A 24,167-nucleotide genomic window follows, 5' to 3' on the forward strand; every position below is an offset into this window, starting at 1 on the left:
ACAAATTTAAGATTTTTTTTTACTTCTCTTCTTCAAAGTACAATCTGTAGTATTTTCCCCTCTCGTCCTGGCCTGTTTCTATCATTTTGCGGTCGCCGTGAACATAAATATGGAAGTTTTTATCCAATTTAATTACACTTTTAAAACCGCGGCTTTGCTTTTTCACCGCCGCCTCGCTGATGGCAAAGTCCTCTGAGATCGAGACCTGCATTTCCTGTTCATAATCAGATTTAAAATTGCTGAAACTTTCGATCACGTTTTTGTCTTCCAGCACTTCCTGTGTGAATTCTTCATAATCGAAGCTTTCTTTTTCCTTGAAAAAATTGATTGATTTGTTCAGAAAATCGGCCTGATCTGCCTTTGAGACTTCAAATTCCTGGGGTAGCTGCTTCGTGATGAATTCTTTGTAAACCGACAGCGTTTCCTGCGTGTGAAAATATTCGTCATCGCGCTGTTTTACTTTCAAGAAATTTTCAAACCAATAATCAGCATCACCATTTTTGTTGTTATCAACCACCGAAACTGCGTAACCGGACTCTTTCGAACTGTTATAGATTAAAGCGCCTTTATCCAATTTAGAAAGCCCGATGCCGTAATCTTTTTCAATGTCAAAGGTTTCCCCCTGCGGAAAAATCTTCAGGAAAGGATTTTTGTTTTCGGTTTTAAATATCCCGATTGAATCTATTTTATGCCCGTCCGCATTTTCTTCGCCCTCAAAATAAACGATGAAGAGTTCGCCGCTTTTTACACGTGGGTTTTCCGTGATATCGTATAGATGCTGCGCGATATTTTCGGCTTCTTCTACAAATTTCGTTGGATTCCCGAAAATCTCTGAAACCGCCCCAAATACCGTATTATTAACAAGATAAGTTTCACTGTAAAAACGGTACTGTTCTTCAGATTTAAATGATTTAAGGAAAAAATCCTCAAGCAGTTCTGTCATTTCTTCTGCGAGATCCAAAGGTTGCTGCGAAAGGATCAGCGATTCCTGATTAATACGGTTACCGACTTTATGTACAATTATTTTGGAGATCATGAAGTAAAATTTTAGGGATGCAAAGATAATTTTAAAAGTCCGGCATTCCGAAATTTTCCGCGTAAACTGACGCGGCGAATATTTAACAAAAAAAAACCTCCGAAAATAAATTCAGAGGGTTCCTTTTTCAAACTAAAATTGAAATTTATTTGTGCTGAGTGATAACCGTTGCGAGCTGATCTGCAGACATCACGCCAGCCTGTTTCCACACCTGCTCGCCATTTTTGAACAGGATCAAAGTCGGAACGCTGCGGACCTGGAATGCGGCTGCAACCTGCGGATTCTTATCAATATCAATTTTTAGTATTCCGGCATCTTCACCTACTTTCTTCTTTAAATCTTCAAGAATAGGCGCCATCATCTTGCACGGGCCGCACCATTCAGCAAAAAAATCCACTAAAACAGGTTTATCCTGACTGATTATTTCTTTAAATGTCATTTTAATAAAATTTAAAATTAAACTTCTTTCACCTGCTTCTTGAACGTCGACAACAGCAGGCCGCCCATCATGGCGCCATATACCGTACTGTTGATCGGTTTGGAGGTGATCGCACATGTACCGGTATTGCAGCCAATAAAATGCCAGTATAGATAGCTGGCCAGTGCGCCTGCAAAAACTCCGATAATCGTCAGAAAGTTTCTATTAACGAACTTCTTCATATTCTATTTCTTTTTCATTTCCTGTGACGGAAGGTTTGGTTTCGCACGCAAGGCCACAGCCTTTATTTGCGAGCGCCATATACGTGAAAAACACGCCAAATCCGAGTAAAAACCACTGCTGTGAGCGAACGCTTTCCCCGACCATCAGCACACCAAGCGAAAACCGCAGGATGCGCATCAGATGCCAGTTCTTAAGTAAATTCATTGTGTGTTTTAATGTAGAAACGAGCAGCAAACTCTCTGTTTACACGGTAATCTGCCGCTTGTTGTTTAGTTTTAATTTGCCTTCGGGATCACCTTGTTTTTATTCAAATCACTGTACGACCGGTTTTCCGGCTGCTTTCCATTCTTTCATGCTGCCCGAGAAAGTTTTCACATTGAAACCGTTTCTGTGCAGTACAGACTGTGCAATGGCGGCGCGGTCACCAGCCTGGCAATAGATCACCACTTCACGGTCTTTGCTCACTTTATCTAAATCATCCTGAATGGTTCCGTAAAACAAATTCACAGCGCCTTCAACATGTCCGGCTTTATATTCAGATTCATTTCGCACATCAATAACCTGTGCATCACCACTTTTTGCAATCTGCTCAAATTCTTCAACCGAGACGATATCCGCTTGTTGCAGTTCAAGCGGAAGGTCATTCACAGAAGTGAAGAGGCCATAGATATTGTCCATCCCGATTCGCATCAGTTTACGGGTGAGGTCTTCGAAAGCATTTTCATCCGCGATCAGAATGAATTGCTCTTTGTAATTCATCTGCCAGCCCATCCACGTCGCGAATGAATTTGTTCCCTGAATATTAAGTGAACCCGGCACAAAACCTTTGTTGTATTCCAATTTATTCCTCGTATCGATTATCTTGATGCCTTTATTGTACGCTGCTATAAACTCATCAACAGACAGTTTCGGATGTTTCGGAACTTCAACAAGTAACGGCCGGTCGACTTTGTTGAGTTTTTTCATCATTGCAAAATATTTTGGCGGTTCAGGCTGGCCATTCAAAAGTTCATTTGTGAAAGCATTTTCATCTTCGCCATATTTAAATGCCCAGTTGCGAACCAATTCATACCCAACCGTAGAACTTGGAACCGCGCCCAACGCTTTTCCACAGGCAGAACCGGCACCGTGACCTGACCAAACCTGGACGAATTCCGGCAGATCAGCAAATTTCTTCAGTGAAGCGAACATCTGATGTGCGCCTTCTTCTTTGGTTCCCGTAATTCCGGCGGCTTTTTCAAGCAAATCTGGACGGCCGATATCTCCCACGAAAACGAAATCTCCTGTGAAAACCATCACCGGTTCATCGGTTGCAGGATGATCTGTCAGCAAAAAAGTGATGCTTTCGGGCGTATGTCCCGGTGTGTGCATCACTTTGAACGTAAGATTTCCCACACGGATTACATCACCATCGCGGAGACCTTGATGAGCAAATTCATACTGCCAATCTTCACCGCCTTCATCAGACAGATAAAGTTTAGCACCAGTCACAGCCGCGAGTTCGCGTGAACCTGCAAGAAAATCTGCATGGATATGCGTTTCTGTAATGTGCGTGATTTTCAGATTATTTTTCTTTGCAATATCAAGATATACATCGGTATCGCGCTGCGCATCGATTACGATGGCTTCGCCTGATGCCTGGCAGCCTACGAGATAACTTGACTGTGCGAGCGTCTTATCAAAAATGTGTTCAAAAAACATATCAGTATTTTTTATAGTTTTCTAATTTATGGTGCAAATATCATACGTTCGGCGCACCTACACAGTAACATAAGTTACATTCGGTCTGGTATTTGCAAAAAAACCGGTTATTTAAGCATTTGAGCATGAAATTTTTAAAATAAATTTAAAAATTCAGCTTAAAAAAAAGACGCTGTCAACAAATGTCAACAGCGTCCGTCATTATCAAATATTTATCGGGTATTATTTTACCTCTTCAAAATCTGCATCCTGAACGTCATCAGCGCCACCGCCTGCATTTGGGTTTCCACCCATATCTGCACCCGGCTGACCTTGCTGTCCTGCAGCGTACATCTCTTCGGAAGCAGCCATCCAAGCAGCATCTAGAGCTTCAGTTTTGGTCTTGGTTGCTTCAAGATCTTTAGCTTCGAAAGCTGTTTTCAGTTCCGCCGCCGCAGATTCTACAGCTGCTTTCTTATCAGCAGAAAGTTTGTCACCAAATTCTTTCAGTTGCTTCTCAGTTTGGAAGATCAAGCCATCGGCTTTGTTGAATACTTCAACTTCTTCTTTTTTCTTAGCATCCGCAGAAGCATTTTCTTCCGCTTCACGCTTCATTCTTTGGATCTCATCATCTGAAAGTCCTGAACTCGCCTGAATCTTGATTGACTGTTCTTTACCGGTACCTTTGTCTTTCGCAGAAACGTGAAGGATACCGTTCGCGTCAATATCAAATGTTACTTCAATCTGCGGAACACCTCTTGGTGCTGGCGGAATGTCTGTAAGATCAAAACGTCCGATTTCCTTATTATCGTTGAACATTGGTCTTTCACCCTGCCCTACTCTGATCGATACAGCAGGCTGATTGTCGCTTGCGGTAGAGAAAGTCTCAGATTTTTTCGTCGGGATTGTGGTGTTTGCATCGATAAGTTTTGTGAAAACAGAACCCATTGTCTCGATACCCAATGAAAGCGGAGTAACGTCCAGAAGAAGCACATCCTTCACATCACCTGTCAATACACCACCCTGAATAGCAGCACCAATTGCCACCACTTCATCCGGGTTCACACCTTTCGAAGGCTTTTTACCGAAGAATTTCTCTACTTCTTCCTGAATGATCGGGATTCTGGTAGAACCACCAACCAAAATTACCTCATCGATATCTGAAACAGAAAGTCCGGCATCAGAAAGTGCTTTTTTACAAGGCTCCATTGATCTTCTCACCAAATCGGCAGAAAGCTGCTCAAATTTAGCTTTAGTCAAAGTTTTCACAAGGTGCTTAGGACCTGTTGCCGTAGCTGTAATATATGGAAGGTTAATTTCCGTTTGAGTTGAAGACGAAAGCTCGATTTTCGCTTTTTCAGCTGCTTCTTTCAAACGCTGAAGCGCGATTGCGTCGGCCTTAAGGTCAACTCCTTCGTCAGTTTTGAATTCGTCTGCCATCCAGTTGATGATCACATCATCGAAGTCATCACCACCAAGGTGAGTATCACCATTTGTAGAAAGTACTTCGAAAACACCGTCACCAAGGTCAAGGATCGATACGTCAAAAGTACCACCACCTAAATCGTACACTGCGATTTTCTGGTCTTTGTGCGCCTTATCCATTCCGTAAGCCAAAGCAGCTGCTGTAGGCTCGTTGATGATTCTTTCAACGGTCAGACCCGCGATTTCACCGGCTTCTTTTGTCGCCTGTCTTTGAGCATCGTTGAAGTAAGCTGGAACAGTGATTACCGCTCTTGTCACTTCCTGACCAAGGTAATCTTCAGCCGTTTTCTTCATTTTCTGAAGCGTCATTGCAGAGATTTCCTGTGGCGTATATTCTCTGTCGTCAATCTTCACTTTTACCGTATCATTCGGACCTGCTACCACTTTATACGGAACTCTGCTGATCTCGCTTGCATCATCCTTGAAGTGAGTACCGATGAATCTTTTGATTGAATAAACTGTCTTTTCAGGGTTGGTAACCGCCTGTCTTTTTGCAGGGTCACCTACTTTTCTTTCACCGTCTTCGGTGAAGGCTACGATGGAAGGTGTAGTTCTTTTACCTTCCGCATTTGGGATTACAACGGCATCCTTACCTTCCATAACGGCAACGCAGGAGTTCGTTGTACCTAAATCAATTCCGATTATTTTGCTCATAGTATGTATTTTTTGCTTTTAAATTTTTATTTAAACACCCTTTCTCCAATTTTATACCAAGCAAAAAAGTGTGACAAATTGACCTTTTTTTACTTATAAATCTTTTTGTACCGTCTCATCGCCGTCTTAAGGACTAACACAAGTCCAGATAAAATACTCAATATCTTTTTTTTGCATTATTGATAATGTTTAGTATAACTATTTAATACAAATACTTTTTTTTAGTTGAATTATATGGATTATCAATGCAGGAAATGGAATCGCATTAACGTTTTATCATATCTGTACGTTGATATATCATATCTATTCGCTGATATAGCATTTCCGTACGCTGATATTCCATTTCTGTGCGCTGATATCCCATTTCTGCACGGTGATATCCCATTTCTGCACCCTGATATATCATTTCTGCAAGCCAAAATGCCATTTCTGCAACCCAATATTCCGTTTTCAGAAGTCCCGGTATGTCAGCTGACAGATTTAATAAAAAAAAACACTTCGTGCAGAAGTGTTTTTGTAAACATTAAATTTAAAATCAAAACGAATAGGTAAAGCCCAGATTGAAACTGCGGCCACGCTCCAGGATGCGCACACTGCGGTTGCCGGTAAGCGTGCGGTTCAGGTGTTCTGCATAAGCATTATCAAACAGGTTGCTGACCTCCGCATCGATGAAGGCATTGCGGAAAACTTCGTACTTACCATGCAGGTCCACCACCGAAAATGCCGGTGTCTGAAGTTCGCCAAAGCCTGGATCGACTCTGTTTTGAGCGGCGGCATAGCGATAATTTACCGAAAAAATGACGGGCGACAGGTCGGCCTGCATTTTCCAGCGGAAATCGAGCGGGAAGATCTCGGGCAAAGGTTTTTTGGTATCCAGATCTTCGGCATAGGTAAACGATACAGCCATTTCAGATCTAAGTTGAGGTAAAAACTTCCAGTTGAATCTGGATTCAAAACCGGCTTTCATCGCACGCTCCAGATTTTGTATCTGCCGCACACCGGGACTTTTCATGGACGAAGGCATAATGTTTGGCCGGATGATACCGGAAATATAATCGTGCAGGAAAGCGTAGAAAACATTGGTCTGGAAAAAGACTTTCTCACGGCTAAAGGTGAAGATCAGGTCGGCTTGATTATTTATTTCCGGTTTTACATTTGGGTTTCCGAGAATCTCATAATTGTCATTTCCAACCGGAAACAGATTGATAAATCTTTCGGTAAGGCTGCCGCTGCGCTGTGCACGGCCCGCCCAGAGCGCCACCTGGAAATGCTGACCGAAATTGCGGCTGTAACCGACGCTGATGTTTGCGTTGATATCGCTCGCCTTGGCTTCACCATATAACATTCCGAAAAGCTTTGATGGTGCTTTCGCCTCGCCAGTATTCACATCAAGCCGTGTGGAAACCGTGAGTTTCGCAGAAGGCATCAGATGCTGGTATTCTGCAAACCACCCCAACTGTCGGATTTCCGCATCCTGCCACGCAGTGCCGTCTTTCATCGGCATGCCCGGCATCATCGGCATTACCATGCTGATGTTTTCGGCGGCCTCGTGCCGGTAATCGACGCCTGTAAAAAGGACATTGTTTTGCCAGCTTTTCTTCAGTTCGCCGCGACCGCCAAGTGTCACAGACCTTACGTCAGAGACCATCGTGTGGTCCGGGCTGCCCATGGAGTGATCGACCACCGAATAAAAAGAATTGAAATCAAATTGATTGAAAAAAGAGTGCTGAAATTCCGCCAAATGTTTGAGTTGGAACATCCACGCTTTGTCATAAATAAGGTCCATCGTCAGCGCAGCAAATTCCACATCACGGCCTTGGTTTGTGTTTACCTGCAGTGTGGTAAGGTGGTTTTCATTCCATTTAAAACTTGCTTTGGTGCCGATATTGTACCGCAGAAACGCAGAGCGGACCTCATCGCCATTACCGTCTTTGTAACGATCGCCTTTTTGATATGAACCGAAAAGATTCCAGACCATTTTCTTTGAAGTAAGTTCTGTAAACGCTTCGTTCCGGAAAACCGAACCGTTGCTTTCGAAGCCGGTGGATACACGTCCTCCGAACTCAGGTTCATCTGAAAATTTAGGTTTCAGCGTGACAAAATTTACCGTACCACCAAAACTGTTGCCGTGTCTGAAGTGGTATGGCCCTTTGAAGATTTCGGCTTCCTGCACCATGTTCATATTGACGTGACTCACCGGCGGATCCATACGGCTCGGGCACGCATTTGCCGCATGGGCTGCACCGTCGATCACAATGTTTAGCTGCTCATATTTAAAACCTCGCAAAACCGGGTCTGTCGCGTAGCTGCCGGCTTTCTTGATACCGGAAATCTCAGGAATTGAGCTAAGGAATTTGCCCGCGTCATGATTCAGAAGATCTGTGTTTGAAGTAGTAATACGGGATTTGTTTTTGTCTCCCGCGCCGATTTTGATGATTTTCACCACTTCAATATTTCGGTAGCCGAGGCTGTCTTGGGATTCCGTCTGCGCCTTAGCTGCAGACGACAATATGAGCGCGGCAAACACGGCACGAAACTTCAGCCCGCCGGTAGCCGGATTATAATTGAATAACATAGAATTTTGGAATTTAATTTAAAGATGTGCACCGCCAGACTTTGGCAGTACATTTCAGAACATCAAGAATTTAAATTCCAGCAATTGGGAGGTGGGTTCGGAACATTGAGCGATACTGCACTCCAACGGATAAATGTATGGCGTACGGCAGCAATTTCAGTAACAAATCCGCGGTGCGGAACGGACAGTTTAATGCCTTCCAGCGGATAGAAATCAAAACTGAAATGATTAAAACTTAGACTTTTGGGATTTTTCTGCGCATCTTTTGTTATCTGACATTTGCCGTGGCATTCCATCTCCGGGCGGCTGCGGTTTTCGCAGACATTCTCGTAATAATCTGCGTTCAGATTATAATCCAGCAGAAAAATCAGATTCTTTGTGCCGGAAAAAAACACCAGCGAAGAAAACAATATGGAGAACAGCAGTTTCACTGTGTCAAAATTAAGGCAATTAGCAACCCGGAAACGCTAAACTGTCATTTGTCATGATGACAATGGTCATAAAAAAACTCCGCCCAGAGGCGGAGTTCAGCGTAAACCTATATTGTTACTTCTTTAATGTCAGGATATATTCAACCATCTTTTTGGCGTTTTCCGGACTCATACCAGTGTGCGGCGTCATCGGGATCTCACCCCAGTTTCCTTTACCACCTTCGATAATCTTAGTTGCCAGCATATCGATATCTGCCTCTGTATATTTATCAGCAACTTCCTGATAAGATGGGCCTACTATCCGCGCATCTACTTTATGACAGGTAAGACAGTCTGCCCCCTCAATAAGCGCCAAACCTTCATGTTTTCCGGCAGCTGCCGAATCTACAACAGCAATGTTCGGCTCCTCCATCATCACATCACTTTCTTTCCCGGAGTCTACTGTATCCTTCCCGCAGGAAAAAGCCATCATTAAAATTCCAATCGCAAAATATTTATTCATAGTTATATTATTTAATGCAAACTTATTTGTTTTCTATAAAGGTAACAAGCAAATATGACGATAAATATCATACCAAACATATGATCTGAGTCATACGCGCTTGGGCATAAAACTTTCTACTTTTGAGGTATAAAAATAATTAAATTATGAATTCATTAAAAACAGTTGCTTTAGCAACCTTCGCCTTTGCATTGTTCTCGTGCGGCGGCGACCAGAAATCAGATTCAATCCCAACAGCCTCAAACACAGACACTCCGGCAGCTACTGAAGCGCCTGCTGGCGGTGCTGATGCGTCTGCCTATGACCCTAAACGTGGTCTGGGTCCACATGAAAATGTAGACGTAAGTAAATTCGATCCTGCAATGGCTGCAGCGGGTAAAAAAATCGCTGATGTGAAATGTACATCATGTCACAAACCTACCGACGAAAAACTTGTGGGTCCAGGCTGGAAAGGCGTAACCCAAAGGCAGACTCCGGAATGGATCATGAACTTCATCAGCAACCCAGATCCAATGATCGACGTGGACCCGGAACTTCAGAAACAACTTGAGCTTTGTCTGGTAAGAATGCCTAACCAAGGTCTTGCTGACAGCGAAGCCCGCGAAATTCTGGAATACATGCGCGAAATTGACGGCGCGAAGTAACTATCCAGGTACTTAAAAAAAACATAAACAGATACATAATGAAAAGTCTTAAATTATTTGGACTGGCATCCGTAGTGGCTTTAAGTGCGCTCACAGGATGCAAACCAAAAGGTACAGAAACTGCGGTAAGCGGCGACGCAGCTCAGAAAGTGTATGTAGCTCCAGGCAAGTACGATGAGTTCTACAACTTTGTGAGTGGTGGTTTCAACGGTCAGGTGAACGTCTACGGATTGCCGAGTGGCCGACTGCTGAAAGTTTTGCCGGTATTCTCACAAAATCCGGAGAATGGCTACGGCTACAGCGAAGAAACCAAACCTATGCTGCAGACTTCACACGGCTTCATTCCGTGGGATGACCAGCATCACCTTTCCCTGTCGCAGACCAATGCGGAAGTGGACGGAAGATGGCTTTTTGCGAACGCGAACAACACGCCACGCGTCGCAAGACTAGACCTCAAAACCTTCAAGACTGTTGAGATCCTTGAACTTCCGAATTCCGCCGGTAACCACTCTTCACCATTCCTTACAGAAAACACGGAGTTTGTAGTTGCAGGAACACGTTTCGCCGTGCCGATGGATGACGTGAGCGGTGACGTACCGATTGATACGTTCAAAGAAAATTTTAAAGGCGTACTTTCATTTATCGGAATTGATCAGCAAACCGGTGATATGGATCTAACTTTCCAGATCGAAGCGCCGGGTATCAACTTTGACCTGTCACACGCCGGAAAAGGCAAATCAAAAGACTGGTTCTTCTTTTCGTGCTACAACTCTGAAAAAGCAAATACACTGCTGGAGGTGAATGCGTCGCAAAACGACAAAGACTTCATCATGGCAGTAAACTGGAGAAAAGCGGCAGAGCTGGTGAAAGCAGGCAAAGGAAGAAAGGTAGCCACCAACTATGCACACAACAAGTGGGATGAGAGCACGCACAGCGCCACTTCAACCATGAAGAAAGAAGTCACTGTACTTTCTGTGGAGGACATGAAGGATGCAATGTATATGATTCCGTGTCCGAAATCTCCACACGGATGCGATGTAGACCCAACAGGTGAATATATCATCGGTTCCGGAAAACTTGCCGCACTGATCCCTGTCTTTAGTTTTGACAAAATCCAGAAAGCGATCGCGGATAAAGCATTTGCAGGAGAATATGACGGCGTACAGGTAATCAAATATGAAGCAGCACTTTACGGTGAGGTTCAGAAACCGGGCTTAGGTCCGCTCCATACTGAATTTGACGGAAAAGGAAACGCGTACACCTCGATGTTCGTATCTTCTGAAGTAGTGAAATGGAATATTAAAGACCTTAAAGTTTTAGACAGAACACCAACATTCTACTCCGTAGGTCACCTGATGATCCCTGGTGGCGATTCTGGCAAACCTTTCGGGAAATATCTTGTAGCTTACAACAAGATCACGAAAGATCGCTATCTGCCCACCGGTCCGGAATTGGCACAATCAGCTCAGCTTTATGACATCAGCGGTGATAAGATGCAGTTGTTGCTGGATTTCCCAACCTTCGGCGAGCCACACTACGCGCAGGCATTACCGGGCGAGATGATCTCTAAAAATCAGGTCAAATTCTTTAAGATAGCAGAGAACAACCATCCATATGCCACCAAAGGCGAAGCAGAAAGTAAGGTGGTACGGGAAGGAAATAAAGTGCATGTGTACATGACTTCCATCCGTTCTCACTTTGCACCTGATAACATTGAAGGTATTCGTGTTGGTGATGAAGTTTACTTCCATGTCACGAACCTTGAACAGGATTGGGATGTGCCGCACGGTTTCGCGATCTTAGGAAACGAGAATGCAGAACTCCTCATCATGCCGGGTGAAACCTGCACGCTGAAATGGGTTCCGAAGAAAGCAGGAATGTTCCCGATGTACTGTACAGACTTCTGCAGCGCGCTGCACCAGGAAATGCAGGGTTATGTGAGAGTTTCGCCCGCGGGAAGCAACACTCCGCTGATCTACTCGCTGAACAATAAAAAAGACAACGCACAAAGCCCTGTAAAATCAGGAGAAACTAAATAACAGTTTAGTAACAAAGGGCAGAGTTTTCTGCCCTTTTTTAATTTAATCCGACATGAAAAATACTGGCCTATCTAAGTTTACACGCATTCTGTTAGCCGTATGTGGAATCGCGCTGGTCATTTCAATATTTGTTCCGCTGTGGTCCATCTATCTGGAGGCGCCGCAGTACCCTGAGGGACTTTCGATGTTTCTCTGGGCAAATAAGATCACCGGCGAATATGAGATAATCAATGGACTGAATCACTATATCGGTATGAAAACCATCCATCCTGAAGATTTCTGGGAGTTTGAAGTTTTACCGTACGCACTGGGATTTTTCGCACTGCTTTGTTTTTTGGCGGCAATACTTAATAGAAAATCGTGGTTGTATGTCACCACAGTGCTGTTCCTTGTCTTTGGGGTTGCGTTTATGGTTGACTTTTGGCTGTGGGAATATGATTATGGCCATAATTTAGATCCAAATGCTGCCATCGTAGTACCGGGCATGTCATACCAGCCGCCATTGATCGGCTTTAAGCAGTTACTCAATTTCGGCGCGTATTCATACCCAAATATTGGGGGAGGAATCATGTTTGCGGTTGCTGGTATTTTGGCTATCTTAGCTGTAATAGAATACCGGAAACCCACATCTGAACGTGTCCTTTCCTAAAATAATGTCTTAATAATTAAATAAAATCCGAATGAAATTTCCAAAACTTCTAATTCTTGCATTTTCCGTGATCGCGATGCTTTCCTGCCAAAAAAGTGGACCAAAAGAAATCGCGCTTGGCAAAGACCAGTGTGATAACTGCCGGATGACAATCAGTCAACTTGGCTACGCCACAGAGCTGATAACCGAGAAAGGACGTGCGTATAAATTTGACGACATCATGTGCATGACGATGTACGAAAACTCAAATCCTGACAAAGCTAAAAATGCTAAACTATATGTAGTAGATTATCCTTCCGGCAAATTCCTCGAAAAAGCCAAAGCGACCTTAATCAAAGGTGGAAAAATAAAATCGCCGATGGGTGGTAATACTCAGGCCTACCAAACCCGTGCAGCAGCCGAAAAAGCTGCAGCCAACATGGGGGCAAGTCTCACCAAATAATAAATCATGATCAGATTTTTGTTACTGTTGATGCCGCTATTTACATTTTCGAATGTACTTAAAGTCGGCAAAAACGAACAATTTAAAACATTAAAACAAGCTGTCGCCGCATCGAAAAGTGGCGACAGTATTTTAGTACACAGCGGCCACTACCGCGAAGGCAACATCAGCATTACGCATCCACTTTCACTGATCGGCGTTGGCAGACCCATCTTGGACGGCGAAATGAAGTACGAAATTATTTCCATGCGTGCCAACAACATCCACATCAGCGGTTTCAGAATCATCAATTCCGGCGAAGACGAAATAAAAAACATAGGCGCTGTACGGCTTTATAACAGCCAATATTCTACGATAACGAATAACATTTTCGAGAACAACTATTTCGGAATCTATATCCAACGCGGTTTTCGCTGCCTTATTGCCAATAACAGAATCATCACATCGCGGTCAAAATCGCAGGAAGGCGTGGGCGATGGCATCCACGGATGGGTTAGCGATGAACTTTGGATCAAAAACAACCACATAGAAGGTCATAAAGACGGCATCTACCTCGAAAAAGTGATCAACTCCTACATTTACCGGAACTATTCCACCAAAAACCTGCGCTACGGTCTGCATTTCATGAACTCTAATGACGACGTGTATGTGAACAATGTTTTCGATAACAACAACGCCGGCGTAGCCGTGATGTACAGCAATAATGTCGGTATGGTGGGCAACAGTTTTATCAATAACTGGGGAGATGCCAATTATGGACTGCTGCTGAAAGACATCAGTTTCAGCAAAATAAAACACAACCGGTTCTCAAACAATACCATCGCGATATTCATGGATGGTGCTACAAAAATCGATTTCTTCAAAAATAAGATCGAAAATAACGGTTGGGCCATGAAAATCAATTCAAACTGCATGGAAAACAGGGTCATCAACAATAATTTCATCAATAATACCTTTGATGTAAGCACAAGTGGAACGATGGCAATGAACGATTTTAAACGGAACTACTGGGACAAATATGAAGGCTATGATCTGGACAAAGATAAAATAGGCGACATCCCCTTCCATCCATTGAGCCTCTACGCCGTATTGGTGGAAAACAATCCATCGATCATGCTCTTGTTCCGTACTTTCTTCGTGGATTTACTCGACCGTACGGAGAAAATTCTTCCGAGCCTGACACCAGAAAACTTTGTGGATGCCGAACCGTTAATGAAAAAAGTGGAGATTTAAAAATACTTTAAACCTCCTCAAACATCCACCCTCAGACACCCTGAAATTAAAATGATAGACGTAAAGAAACTCACCAAGAAATTCAATAAGTTCACAGCGCTGGATGACCTGAACCTGCAGTTCACCGACAGTAAATCTATTGCACTGATCGGCCCGAACGGCTGCGGAAAAACGACACTTATTAAATGTATTTTAGGTCTGAATGTGATAGAAACCGGTGATATCCTGGTGGACGGAAAAAGTGTGAAGGAAGATTTCCGGTATCGTGAGAACATCGGTTATATGCCACAGATCGGCCGATACCCAGAAAACATGACTATCGGGCAGACCATACAAATGATCAAAGACACCCGAAAAATACCGGCAAGCGAACTTGATACCGAATTGCTTCAGGATTTTGCTCTTGAAAATCTTTACCACAAAAAAATGCGCACACTTTCGGGCGGTACCACACAAAAAGTAAGCGCCGTGCTGGCCTTCATGTTCAACCCCAAAATCATCATTCTCGATGAACCCACCGCAGGCCTCGATCCTTTATCATCCGAAATCCTCAAAAAGAAAATCATTAAAGAAAAAAACAAAGGAAAACTAATCATCATCACCTCACATCTGCTGAGCGAACTCGATGAGATCATCAGTGAGGTGGTTTTCATGAATGAAGGCAGGATCATCGTGCAACAGTCTGTGGAAGATCTTATGACCGAGCATAAAACCGAAAAAATATCAGAATCTATCATCAGTATTTTAAAAGAAATGAAGAAATGAACAAGATAGCCCGCTTTATACTTTTTGATATTTTAAAAAACAAGATCGTCATTTTCTACACGGTTTTGCTGTTCATCATTTCGTGGTCTGTCCTGGGCCTCGAAGGCAATTACACGAAAGCTACGCTTAGCTTGCTTAATGTAGTTTTACTCGTAGTGCCGCTCGTAAGCATCATATTTTCTACCATTTATGTTTACAACAGCAGCCAGTTCATTGAGCTGTTGCTCAGCCAGCCAGTTGCGCGGGCAAAAGTTTGGTTTAATATTTTCCTGGGGCTTGCCACGGCTCTTATCCTGGCATTTCTTGTAGGTTGCGGACTGCCGATACTGCTCTATTCATCTATTGAAACGGGTTTTTCGCTCATTATCATCGGTATTATGCTTTCAGTCATTTTCACGTCATTTGCGATGCTTGCGGCAGTGCTCACACGTGACCGCGCGAAAGGAATTGGAATTTCAATTTTTATCTGGATGTTTTTCAGCATTATTTATGACGGAATTCTGCTCGTCTTAATGTTCCAGTTTGCAGACTACCCCATCGAAGGCATTATGGCAACACTTGCAGGACTCAATCCTGTGGGTCTTTCACGGATATTCGTGTTGCTGCAACTTGATATTTCAGCAATGCTGGGTTATGCCGGCGCTGTATTCGCGCAGGTTTTCGGCTCGGGCGGCGGCATGGGAATCTCGCTTGTCGTACTGCTGCTTTGGGCTGCTTTTCCGTTTTTGATTTCACTGATTAATTTTAATAAGAAAGATTTGTAGCACTGACAAAAGTCACCGAGCAAAGATCTACTTTATGATCGCAGTCATACTTATTAACTTGATTTTCAGTGTATTTTTATATAAAATTAAATCAAATGAAAAAGACTGTTTTTATTGTAGGAGCTTCGCTGCTGATCCTTGCATCCTGCCAGAAAACCGACACGGTAACCGCTGCGAACACAGATGCAACAACTGAATCAGTAGGTCACGGTCAGGATGGCATTCAGGATGATGATTCAAATCCGAATATCGTGCAGCTCGCGGTGAAAAATCCGGACCTGTCCACGCTCGTGAAAGCTGTGCAGGCCGCCAGCCTCGAAGCGCCGCTCAGCAGCACCGGGCCTTTTACGGTATTTGCACCGCTCAATTCGGCCTTCGATAAGTTGCCTGCAGGCACGGTAGACGGCCTCATGAAACCCGATCAGGCAGATGCGCTTTCAGATATTCTGAGTTATCACACTTACGTAGGTGTCATCAAGGAAGATCAGATGTCAGACGGCCAGTCTTTAGGCATGGTAAACGGAAAAAATATTAAAATAACAATGGTAGACGGCAAACCGGTGATCAATGGAAAAGCGAAGATCGTCGCTACAGTTCCGGCCTCAAATGGCGTGGTTTACGCAATCGACGAAGTTTTGCTTCCGGAAAAATAATGCAGCTTTTTTTAATTTAATTGTTTTTAAGACCGCGGCTTACATTTATCTGTAAGCCGCTTTGTTTTATTTAAATCTTTGAAATCTGCTGCGTGTTCTTCCTTTTTAAATTAAAGAACATTATCACCAATCCAATAAAAATCAGCACCGCAACCGCTAAAAGTAAATGTTGTGAGAATGGCAGCGATATGTACTTGATTGAAAGTACTCCCATAATGCCGAGTAACGCTTCCTGCAGGAAAATGCCGAGCAGATAAATTTTCAGACCGAGCAAAAGTGTCTTTCCGATGGTAAAATAATTGGTGGCAAGGATTTGACTGACAAGGAACGTTGCAATGCACATCAGCAAAACAAGATGAAGATAAGCGATGACCACGTTTCTGAAACCGAATGCAAACTGGCTCAGTGCAGGGATATTAGAACCAAGTTGCAGCGCTATTTTCACCGCAAAGGCAAATCCGACAAAGATCAGCACGAAGCGCTGCATTGGCGACCACTTCAGTACCAAATGTGTCCAACTTCTCTTTACAAAATTATAAAGCATCACGGCACCCGCCGTTTGCATCAGCGAAGCAATTACGATAATCACGAATATATACACCGGCAGTTTTAACCAGAGAACCGAAAGCCCAAAACCTATTAAACATCCGATGAACATTAGCCAAAACAGCAGACGGTTTTCCCTGGCGCCAATTGAAGAACCGGCTTCTTTCAGCGAGTAGAGCAGCAGCCCGATGCAGGAGAAAATAAAAAATCCGTTGTACTGAAAGTGCAGGTAATAATATTCTGAACCGAGATACCAATCCTGAGTCACATTATTAGAACTCATCATGTAACCCAAATTGAAAACGCCCGCCGAGGAAATCACCGCAAAAAACAATCCGCCAAGGAACCAGATTTTTGAGGTATCCTGCAGTTTTCTGGAATCCATGTAAAAACAATAAGCAAATCCAAAACTGACAAAAAGTGCCGCCGCCGAAGCCGCGATCGAACCCCAAAAATAACCTCCGTAGATGAACAGTCCCAGCATGGCGAAAGACGCTGTGAGGTTGGCAATGATAAGGTAGCGGTACTTGCGTACATTAAGGTTTGGTAAATTTTTGAGCAGATAATCGGTCAACAATACGTAAAGTATGTTGGTGATCCAGCCATAGAATGCAAAATGAGAATGCGCTTCCTGCACATGTTTCTGATCCAGGAACGGCAGCGAATACGGAATCTTATACCTCATCACCACGCCGAGCAGCGCTACGATCACGAAATTAAACAGTGCAAATTTCAACCAGAACGTCCGTTGCATCAATAGTAAATTTTATGGTTTACAAGTTCTATCTTATTTTCTCTTTCCATCTTCTTTACGGTACGGATCACCGTTTCTACAGCTAAACCGGTAGAATTGGCCATTTCTTTCCGCGTAACATTGATGATGGTTTTCTCCTCGTCTTCTATGCCGAGACCACGTTTGTAGATTTTCAGGAAACTCAGCACACGCTCGTGCGGACACTGATGCACGATGCTTTTTAGCCTTAAAGTTTTTTCGTAAGCTTTCTTCGCTATTTCTTTAGTAAAACCAAACATCATCGGCGGATGTTCAGCCATGAAATTTTGGAAAATATCGTCGCTGAAGTAGAAGACTTCCGCAATTTCACTTGTTATTACAGCTGTGGCGGGATATCTTTCCGCAAGCAGAAACGGCGGTTCGCCAAGGAACTGATGTTCCAGCACTTTGTTTATCAGAAACTCCTTGCCTTCAGAATCGGTGTTATAGATCTTCACTTCGCCTTTCATCAGATAATACAGGAAAGAGGCGCGCTGGTCTTCCCGGAAAAGTACATCTTTCCGCTTCAGCTGTAAGACCGGAATTCTGCCGCGTACAAGCATTTCTCGTGTAAACATAGATCGGATTTGTCGTAAATTTAGTTAAAATTTTCGGCACAAACGCCGGCTTTTTACACAATTACGACATATTTATCCTATTTTTGAATCTAACCAAAAAAACCAGTTCAACAGATGCCGGCAGAATTTAATCCGCGCGATATTACGTGGCTCGCCTTTAATGAAAGAGTGCTGCAGGAAGCGATGGATCCGAAGGTTCCGTTGCACTTGCGGATCCGGTTTCTTGGAATTTTCTCTAATAATCTCGACGAATTTTTCCGCGTTCGTGTCGCCGGACTGAAACGTGCGATGGATTTTAAAACCAAATTCATCACCGAATCTTTTTACCAGCCACCTTCAAAGATCCTGCAAACCATCAACGAGATTGTTTTGCGCCAGCAGCAGGATTTTGACAAGACCTGGAAGAAAATTCAGATGGAGATGTCCTCTGAAAATGTGTTCATCAGAACCACCAAAAATCTCACAGAAGACCAAAAAGTTTTCGTGTGGAGATATTTTGATGAGATCGTGGAAAGCAACGTGATTCCCATTTTGCTTCATGAGAATTCACCGATGCCCTATCTGCGAGACAAGTCCCTTTACATGGGCGTTGCGATGCGCCGCGGCGATTTTCAGTACGCCAGCAACTACGCGATTATTGAGATTCCCTCGCGCGCGGTGGGACGTTTTGTTTTGCTACCCTCTGAAAATGACGAGAAAAACGTGATGTTGCTCGAAGATGTGATTGCGTTTAATCTTCCGCATATATTTTCTTATTTCGGGTACGATGAGTTTCAGGCGCATTGCTTTAAAGTTACCAAAGATGCCGAGTTTGATTTGGATAACGACATCAAAACAACCTTAGCCGAAAAGATCGAAAAGGGCATAAAATCGCGCCGCAAAGGGAAACCCACACGTTTCGTTTTTGACCGCGAGATGGACAAAGCTTTGCTCGAATTTCTAATCCGGAAACTTAATCTTTCGAAAAAAGACAGCATAATTCCGGGTGGGAAAATCCACAATTTCCGGCATTTCATGGACTTTCCAAAGGTTTTCAAAGCCTACAGCGCACCGCTGGAACGCACGTCTTTCGACCATACTGTATTTGCAGATAACCGTGTGACAGATGTGATACTGAAAACTGACGTACTGCTCACTTTTCCTTACCACGCCTATACACCTGTCATCGATCTGCTCCGCGAGGCGGCAATGGACCCTGATGTACGCTCGATACAGATCACCGCTTACCGTTTGGCGAGCCACTCTAAAATAGCAAACGCACTGATTAACGCGGTACGGAACGGCAAAGATGTCACAGTAATGCTTGAGCTGCGCGCCAGATTCGATGAAGAAAGCAATCTGGAATGGAAAGATATCTTCGAACAGGAAGGCGTAAAGGTTCTGCTCGGTATTCCGAACAAGAAAGTGCATGCGAAACTTTGCGTCATCAAAAAACGTGTTCACAACAAGACTCTGCAGTATGGCTTTGTAAGCACCGGAAACTTTAACGAAAAAACCGCTAAAATCTATGGTGACCACCTGCTGATGACCGCCGATCGCGGCATCATGGCAGATATCAATAAAGTTTTTAATGTACTTCGCAAACCTAAACACGATTTTTTGCCTGTACTGAAATCGTGCAAAAGCCTGCTTCTTTCTCCAGAATTTATGCGGGAACGCATTTCTGAGCTTATCGACCGTGAAATTGCGGAAGCCAAGGCGGGCAGGAAAGCAGAGATGATCATCAAAACCAATTCGCTCAGCGACCGCCAACTTATTTCAAAACTTTACGATGCTGCGCAGGCCGGTGTTACAGTAAAACTGATCGTACGCGGAATCTACTGTGCTGTGAACCAAAAAAGTTTCAAGAGGAAGATTCAGGCCATCAGTATTGTGGATGAATATCTGGAACATGCGCGGGTGATGTATTTTTACGGAAAAGGCAATGAGGACATCTATATTTCATCCGCTGACTGGATGACGCGAAACCTCGATTACCGCATAGAAGCCGCTGTACCGATAATCCAGAAAAATTTAAAGAAAGAAATAAAAGACATCCTCGATATCCAGCTGAATGACAACGTGAAAGCGCGAATTTTAGACAAAAAACTCCGCAATGAGTATGTGAAAAATGGCGGCGTCGAATACCGTTCACAAATTGAAACTTACCGCTATCTCAAAGAGCTTTCGCTCAAATCTTAGCTTTCCTAGCTGGTTTTGCTGTTTTAATTGTATTATCTTCGCCAAACTTTTGGAAAAGGGAACCGCGTGCAAACCGTGGACTGTCCCCGCAACTGTAAATCACATCAAAGAATTGTTTCAAAAAAAACCACTGGAAACGGGAAGGTGAAACAATGTGAAAGTCAGGAGACCTTGCCGAAAGTATGATTAACAAACGCTTTCGGAGGAAGAGTCGTGAATAGCTGAACGTTTCTGTTCGGCTGTTTTCCCTACATTTTTTCCGATAGGCACATCTTTAACTTAAATTATTCTTTAATGAAAAAAAGATTGTTTTTTGTTGGAGCAATGCTTGTCCTATCATCAGACATTTTTGCCCAACAGGAGAATGAAACGCAGATCGAAACCGTGACGATCGCTTCAAAGACGAAACAACAACTTTACAAAACCGGCAAAAACGTGCAGCTGATCAGTGCTGCGGACCTTGAAAAACATCAGGGCCAGAGTTTACCTGAGGTGCTGAACCAGGTCGCCGGCTTCCAGATCGTAAGCAATTTCAACAATGGCCAGGAACCCAAAGCCATGAAAATCCGCGGTGGCAAGAGTGCAAACGTATTGATTTTAATGGATGGCGTGCCACTGAAAGATGTCACCGGAAACGACTATAATGTTTCGGATCTGCGGCTTCTGTCACAGGAAAGTGTAGAAAGCATCGAGATTCTGAACGGTGCCTCATCTGTACTTTATGGGAGCAACGCCACTGTTTCGGTGATTAATATCAAGACCAAGAAAACAGCAACCCGCAGTATAGAAGGCATTTTAGGTGCGCGCGGAGGTTCGTTTTCTACGTTTGCGCAAAATGCTTTGTTGAAAGGAAAAATCAAGGATTTGACTTATCACGTTTCGGGATTCAACGAAAAATCTGACGGACTTTCATCAGCTGAAGGCGAAAATTTCGAGAAAGACGGCTTTGAAAAACAAAACATCAGCGCGATGGTCGGCTATTCATTCGGGAATTTCAATCTGAATGTAAACGGCGGTTGGAATCATCATCTTTTCGATTATGACGGTGGTGCATTCAGTGACGGAGTTTATCGCGCAGATGACCGGCAGCATTTTGTAGGCGCGAATGCAAACTTTAAATACAAAAACGGTGAAATTGCCTTTAACACAAGGTTTTCGGGCAACGAGCGTTTGGGTCAAAGCTTTGTAAATTCCGCATATCAGGATGATTTCTCCTACGCCGGACGCAGTTTCTTCAGTGAAATATTTAATAATTACAGATTTTCAGAGCATGTGAATATCACCGTCGGTGCACAGTTCGAAAATCAAAAAATGGGCGCAAAATCTCTTCCGTGGGGAAAAACGCAACTGGAAGATGTCCTAAAACTTGAAGATACTGAGCTTCATGCAACCGATATTTTTGCCAATGCAAATTTCAGTTTTAATATTTTGAATCTTGATGCCGGTGCGCGCCTCACAGACAACTCAAAGTTCGGCCAACACTGGGTTTACAGCCTTAATCCGTATCTCCTGAAGGAACTTGAAACATATTATCTTAAAGTGGGCTACTCCTACTCCACTGCTTTCATCGCGCCAACGCTGTACCAGACTTACGGCTCATTACCTTACGTTTTGGCGAATTTTGAACTGGAGCCGGAAACCAATTTTGCACATGAAATCGATTTGAGCTTGGGCAAAAAAGACCGCACTCTCGTGTTTAATGCCAGCTTTTTCTTTAGAAATGAAAAAAATGTCCTCACTTACGGTATCGTAGATTTTCAAACTTACGCCGGACAGTACCTAAATGTGGCCGAAAATAAAGCCAAAGGTTTCGAACTGGGTGTGAATTACCGTCTGCATCCGATGCTACGCTTGGGAGGCAACTTCAGTTTTGTGGAAAAAGAGGACGAGGCGACAATGCTGAGACAGCCAAAACAGCGTGTAAATTCTTATGCTGAATTTCAGCCGTTTTCAGGAACCCGAATTACCGTGAACCACCAGTTTATCTCAAAACGAGCTGATTCTTTTTACAACGAAAACACTTTCCTCGTAGAAGAAGTGATGTTGGATAGTTTTAACTTATTTAATTTAAATATTAACCAAAAAATAAATTCAAAAATTGATGCTTACCTCAATATCGGAAACGTGTTGAATACATCATACGTTGATGTGATCGGATATACCACGAAGCCCCGAAATTATATGCTCGGCGTCAACTATCGGTTTTAGAAAATTTTTTTTGAGTGTAATAAAAACGCCCTTTGATGAATTCAAAAGGGCGTTTTATTTCATTCTGCAAGGATAAGTCCGAGCGATTTTGCCTCGTTGATCACGAAATTTCGGGCCTGCACAGGATCGTTTTCGATTTCGCCTTCCAGGATTGCTTCTTTTACTTTCTCTTTTAATATCCCGATCTCACGGCCTGGCTTAATATTAAAAAGTTTCATGATTTCCTCACCCGAAATAGGTGGCTGAAAATTTCGGATGTGGTCTTTTTCTTCAACTTCACGTATTTTTTGCGCCACATATTCAAAGTTTTTCTTGAATTTTTCCTGTTTGGAAGAATTTTTTGTGGTAATGTCGGCTTTGTTAAGGATGAAAAGATCCTCCAGGTCATCACCCGCGTCGAAAAGCAGTCTGCGCAAAGCCGCGTCCGAAGTTCCGTCATCGATCAGCGCGATTGGCCGCGATGAAAGCTTCACCAATTTCTGTACGTACTTCATGTCCGGGCCAAGCGGCAGTTTCAGCCGGTGAAAAATAGATTTCACCATTTTTGAACCGAGAAATTCGTGACCGTGAAATGTCCAGCCGGTACCTTCCACAAATTTTTTAGTCGGAGCCTTCCCGATATCGTGAAGCAGCGCAGCCCAGCGCAGCCACAAATTGTCGGTGTTCTGGGAGATATTATCTACCACTTCCAGCGTGTGCCAAAAATTGTCTTTGTGCGTCTGACCTTCCACTTCCTCTATGCCGCGCAGCGCGGTAAGTTCGGGAATAATCAATGGCAGCAGCGATGTTTCTTCCAAAATCCTGAGACCGAGCGAAGGTTTTGCAGACATCATGATCTTATTGAATTCCACCATGATTCTTTCCATCGACACTATTTTCAGCCGCTGACTTTCAGTTTTGATCGCTTCAAGTGATGATTTTTCTATTGTGAAATTTAAAGTAGATGCAAAACGCACCGCGCGCATCATCCTGAGCGGATCGTCAGAATAGGTCTGAACAGGATCGAGCGGTGTTCGCAGGATTTTCTTTTTAAGGTCTTCAATGCCATTGAAGGGATCTACCAGTTCGCCGAAGTTTTCCTTATTGAGCGAAATGGCCAGCGCATTTATGGTAAAATCGCGGCGCTTTTGGTCATCCTCCAGCGTTCCGGTTTCCACCGCGGGTTTGCGTGAATTCTCAGCGTAGCTTTCTTTCCGCGCCCCGACAAATTCTATCTCAAGGCCGTTGTATTTAAACATTGCCGTGCCGTAATTTTTGAAAACCGAAACTTTGAGATTGGGATTGATTTTGTTTGCAAGTGCTTTGGCTAAAGCAATTCCGCTGCCCTCAGTCACAAAATCTATATCCGTCAACTGGCCGCGTTTCAGCAGTAAATCCCGCACGAAACCGCCTACAATATATATACTTTGGCCATTTTCTGACGCTACCTCGGACGCTAGTTTAAAGAGCCTGAAATTTTTAGACTGGGTAAGATTAATGATCATAATAAGGAACAGCGTTGTAAGAGCTGTTTTTAAGTTTTTGCAAAGATACAGAAACTGTACGCCGTAGAAAACTATGAGATCTCGCGGGCCAATACACCCAAAATATACTTTAAAGATATGTTTTAGATGCTAACTATTTAATTTGCCGATGATTAATTATTAATTTTAAGTATTAAAAAACACAA

Annotated in this window: 22 protein-coding genes and 1 riboswitch; of the genes, 10 read left to right on the forward strand and 12 right to left on the reverse strand. The window is 43.5% G+C overall.

The window, feature by feature from the left end:
• Window positions 1-19: 19 nt before the first annotated feature.
• From H9628_RS00135 to H9628_RS00175, 9 genes are all read right to left on the reverse strand, one after another.
• Window positions 20-1,036, reverse strand: a complete 1,017-nt coding sequence (locus tag H9628_RS00135) for a nucleoid-associated protein (RefSeq protein WP_251832090.1) — start codon at window positions 1,034-1,036, stop codon at window positions 20-22.
• A gap of 145 nt (window positions 1,037-1,181) precedes the next feature.
• Complete coding sequence (gene trxA / locus H9628_RS00140) at window positions 1,182-1,475, reverse strand: thioredoxin (RefSeq protein WP_251832091.1); 294 nt, start codon at window positions 1,473-1,475, stop codon at window positions 1,182-1,184.
• 17 nt (window positions 1,476-1,492) lie between these two features.
• The gene (locus tag H9628_RS00145) at window positions 1,493-1,696 is read right to left on the reverse strand and encodes a DUF6132 family protein (RefSeq protein ID WP_251832092.1); all 204 of its coding nucleotides are present in this window, start codon (window positions 1,694-1,696) and stop codon (window positions 1,493-1,495) included.
• Window positions 1,680-1,901 (reverse strand): hypothetical protein, encoded by a 222-nt coding sequence (locus tag H9628_RS00150; RefSeq protein WP_251832093.1) that lies wholly within the window; start codon window positions 1,899-1,901, stop codon window positions 1,680-1,682. The genes H9628_RS00145 and H9628_RS00150 overlap by 17 nt, the downstream gene beginning before the upstream one ends.
• 108 nt (window positions 1,902-2,009) lie before the next feature.
• Window positions 2,010-3,398 (reverse strand): MBL fold metallo-hydrolase, encoded by a 1,389-nt coding sequence (locus H9628_RS00155; protein ID WP_251832094.1) that lies wholly within the window; start codon window positions 3,396-3,398, stop codon window positions 2,010-2,012.
• A gap of 222 nt (window positions 3,399-3,620) precedes the next feature.
• Entirely contained in the window at window positions 3,621-5,516 is a 1,896-nt protein-coding gene (dnaK, locus tag H9628_RS00160) for a molecular chaperone DnaK (protein WP_251832095.1), read from the reverse strand.
• A 535-nt stretch (window positions 5,517-6,051) separates the two neighbouring features.
• Window positions 6,052-8,091, reverse strand: a complete 2,040-nt coding sequence (locus tag H9628_RS00165) for a TonB-dependent receptor domain-containing protein (RefSeq protein ID WP_251832096.1) — start codon at window positions 8,089-8,091, stop codon at window positions 6,052-6,054.
• Window positions 8,092-8,153: 62 nt separating this feature from the next.
• Window positions 8,154-8,522: a hypothetical protein gene (locus H9628_RS00170; RefSeq protein WP_251832097.1), complete on the reverse strand. Its 369-nt coding sequence runs from the start codon at window positions 8,520-8,522 to the stop codon at window positions 8,154-8,156.
• A 115-nt stretch (window positions 8,523-8,637) separates the two neighbouring features.
• Complete coding sequence (locus H9628_RS00175; RefSeq protein ID WP_251832098.1) at window positions 8,638-9,024, reverse strand: c-type cytochrome; 387 nt, start codon at window positions 9,022-9,024, stop codon at window positions 8,638-8,640.
• 146 nt (window positions 9,025-9,170) lie between these two features.
• Here H9628_RS00175 and H9628_RS00180 point away from each other — a divergent pair, with 146 nt between their 5' ends.
• The 8 genes from H9628_RS00180 to H9628_RS00215 all read left to right on the forward strand — a co-directional run bounded on the left by H9628_RS00180 (window position 9,171) and on the right by H9628_RS00215 (window position 16,213).
• Window positions 9,171-9,668, forward strand: coding sequence for a c-type cytochrome (locus H9628_RS00180; protein WP_251832099.1), 498 nt, complete (start codon window positions 9,171-9,173; stop codon window positions 9,666-9,668).
• Window positions 9,669-9,706: 38 nt separating this feature from the next.
• On the forward strand, window positions 9,707-11,707 hold the full coding sequence (nosZ, locus tag H9628_RS00185; RefSeq protein WP_251832100.1) for a Sec-dependent nitrous-oxide reductase: 2,001 nt from the start codon (window positions 9,707-9,709) through the stop codon (window positions 11,705-11,707).
• Window positions 11,708-11,759: 52 nt separating this feature from the next.
• Window positions 11,760-12,356: a hypothetical protein gene (locus H9628_RS00190; RefSeq protein WP_251832101.1), complete on the forward strand. Its 597-nt coding sequence runs from the start codon at window positions 11,760-11,762 to the stop codon at window positions 12,354-12,356.
• 31 nt (window positions 12,357-12,387) lie between these two features.
• Window positions 12,388-12,798 carry a nitrous oxide reductase accessory protein NosL gene (locus H9628_RS00195; protein WP_251832102.1) on the forward strand — a complete coding sequence of 137 codons (411 nt, stop codon included), beginning with the start codon at window positions 12,388-12,390 and terminating at the stop codon, window positions 12,796-12,798.
• 6 nt (window positions 12,799-12,804) lie between these two features.
• The gene (gene nosD, locus H9628_RS00200; protein ID WP_251832103.1) at window positions 12,805-14,031 is read left to right on the forward strand and encodes a nitrous oxide reductase family maturation protein NosD; all 1,227 of its coding nucleotides are present in this window, start codon (window positions 12,805-12,807) and stop codon (window positions 14,029-14,031) included.
• A gap of 51 nt (window positions 14,032-14,082) precedes the next feature.
• Window positions 14,083-14,796, forward strand: a complete 714-nt coding sequence (locus H9628_RS00205; RefSeq protein WP_251832104.1) for an ABC transporter ATP-binding protein — start codon at window positions 14,083-14,085, stop codon at window positions 14,794-14,796.
• Entirely contained in the window at window positions 14,793-15,560 is a 768-nt protein-coding gene (locus H9628_RS00210; protein ID WP_251832105.1) for an ABC transporter permease subunit, read from the forward strand. The genes H9628_RS00205 and H9628_RS00210 overlap by 4 nt, the downstream gene beginning before the upstream one ends.
• Window positions 15,561-15,655: 95 nt before the next feature.
• Window positions 15,656-16,213, forward strand: a complete 558-nt coding sequence (locus H9628_RS00215) for a fasciclin domain-containing protein (RefSeq protein WP_251832106.1) — start codon at window positions 15,656-15,658, stop codon at window positions 16,211-16,213.
• A 70-nt stretch (window positions 16,214-16,283) separates the two neighbouring features.
• On the opposite strand, the gene H9628_RS00220 is transcribed toward H9628_RS00215, so the two are convergent.
• The gene (locus tag H9628_RS00220; RefSeq protein ID WP_251832107.1) at window positions 16,284-17,513 is read right to left on the reverse strand and encodes a hypothetical protein; all 1,230 of its coding nucleotides are present in this window, start codon (window positions 17,511-17,513) and stop codon (window positions 16,284-16,286) included.
• Window positions 17,513-18,109 carry a Crp/Fnr family transcriptional regulator gene (locus H9628_RS00225; RefSeq protein WP_251832108.1) on the reverse strand — a complete coding sequence of 199 codons (597 nt, stop codon included), beginning with the start codon at window positions 18,107-18,109 and terminating at the stop codon, window positions 17,513-17,515. The genes H9628_RS00220 and H9628_RS00225 overlap by 1 nt, the downstream gene beginning before the upstream one ends.
• A 114-nt stretch (window positions 18,110-18,223) precedes the next feature.
• On the opposite strand from H9628_RS00225, the gene ppk1 reads away from it, so the two are divergent.
• A complete protein-coding gene (gene ppk1, locus H9628_RS00230; RefSeq protein ID WP_251832109.1) occupies window positions 18,224-20,290 on the forward strand; it encodes a polyphosphate kinase 1 in 2,067 nt (688 codons plus the stop codon).
• Between the two features lie 22 nt (window positions 20,291-20,312).
• Window positions 20,313-20,483, forward strand: a riboswitch (cobalamin riboswitch).
• Between the two features lie 101 nt (window positions 20,484-20,584).
• Window positions 20,585-22,498 (forward strand): TonB-dependent receptor plug domain-containing protein, encoded by a 1,914-nt coding sequence (locus H9628_RS00235; protein ID WP_251832110.1) that lies wholly within the window; start codon window positions 20,585-20,587, stop codon window positions 22,496-22,498.
• 59 nt (window positions 22,499-22,557) lie between these two features.
• On the opposite strand, the gene H9628_RS00240 is transcribed toward H9628_RS00235, so the two are convergent.
• The gene (locus H9628_RS00240; protein WP_251832111.1) at window positions 22,558-23,982 is read right to left on the reverse strand and encodes a CCA tRNA nucleotidyltransferase; all 1,425 of its coding nucleotides are present in this window, start codon (window positions 23,980-23,982) and stop codon (window positions 22,558-22,560) included.
• Between the last annotated feature and the right edge of the window lie 185 nt (window positions 23,983-24,167).

The organism is Kaistella pullorum, assembly GCF_014837035.1.
Taxonomy (GTDB): domain Bacteria; phylum Bacteroidota; class Bacteroidia; order Flavobacteriales; family Weeksellaceae; genus Kaistella; species Kaistella rhinocerotis.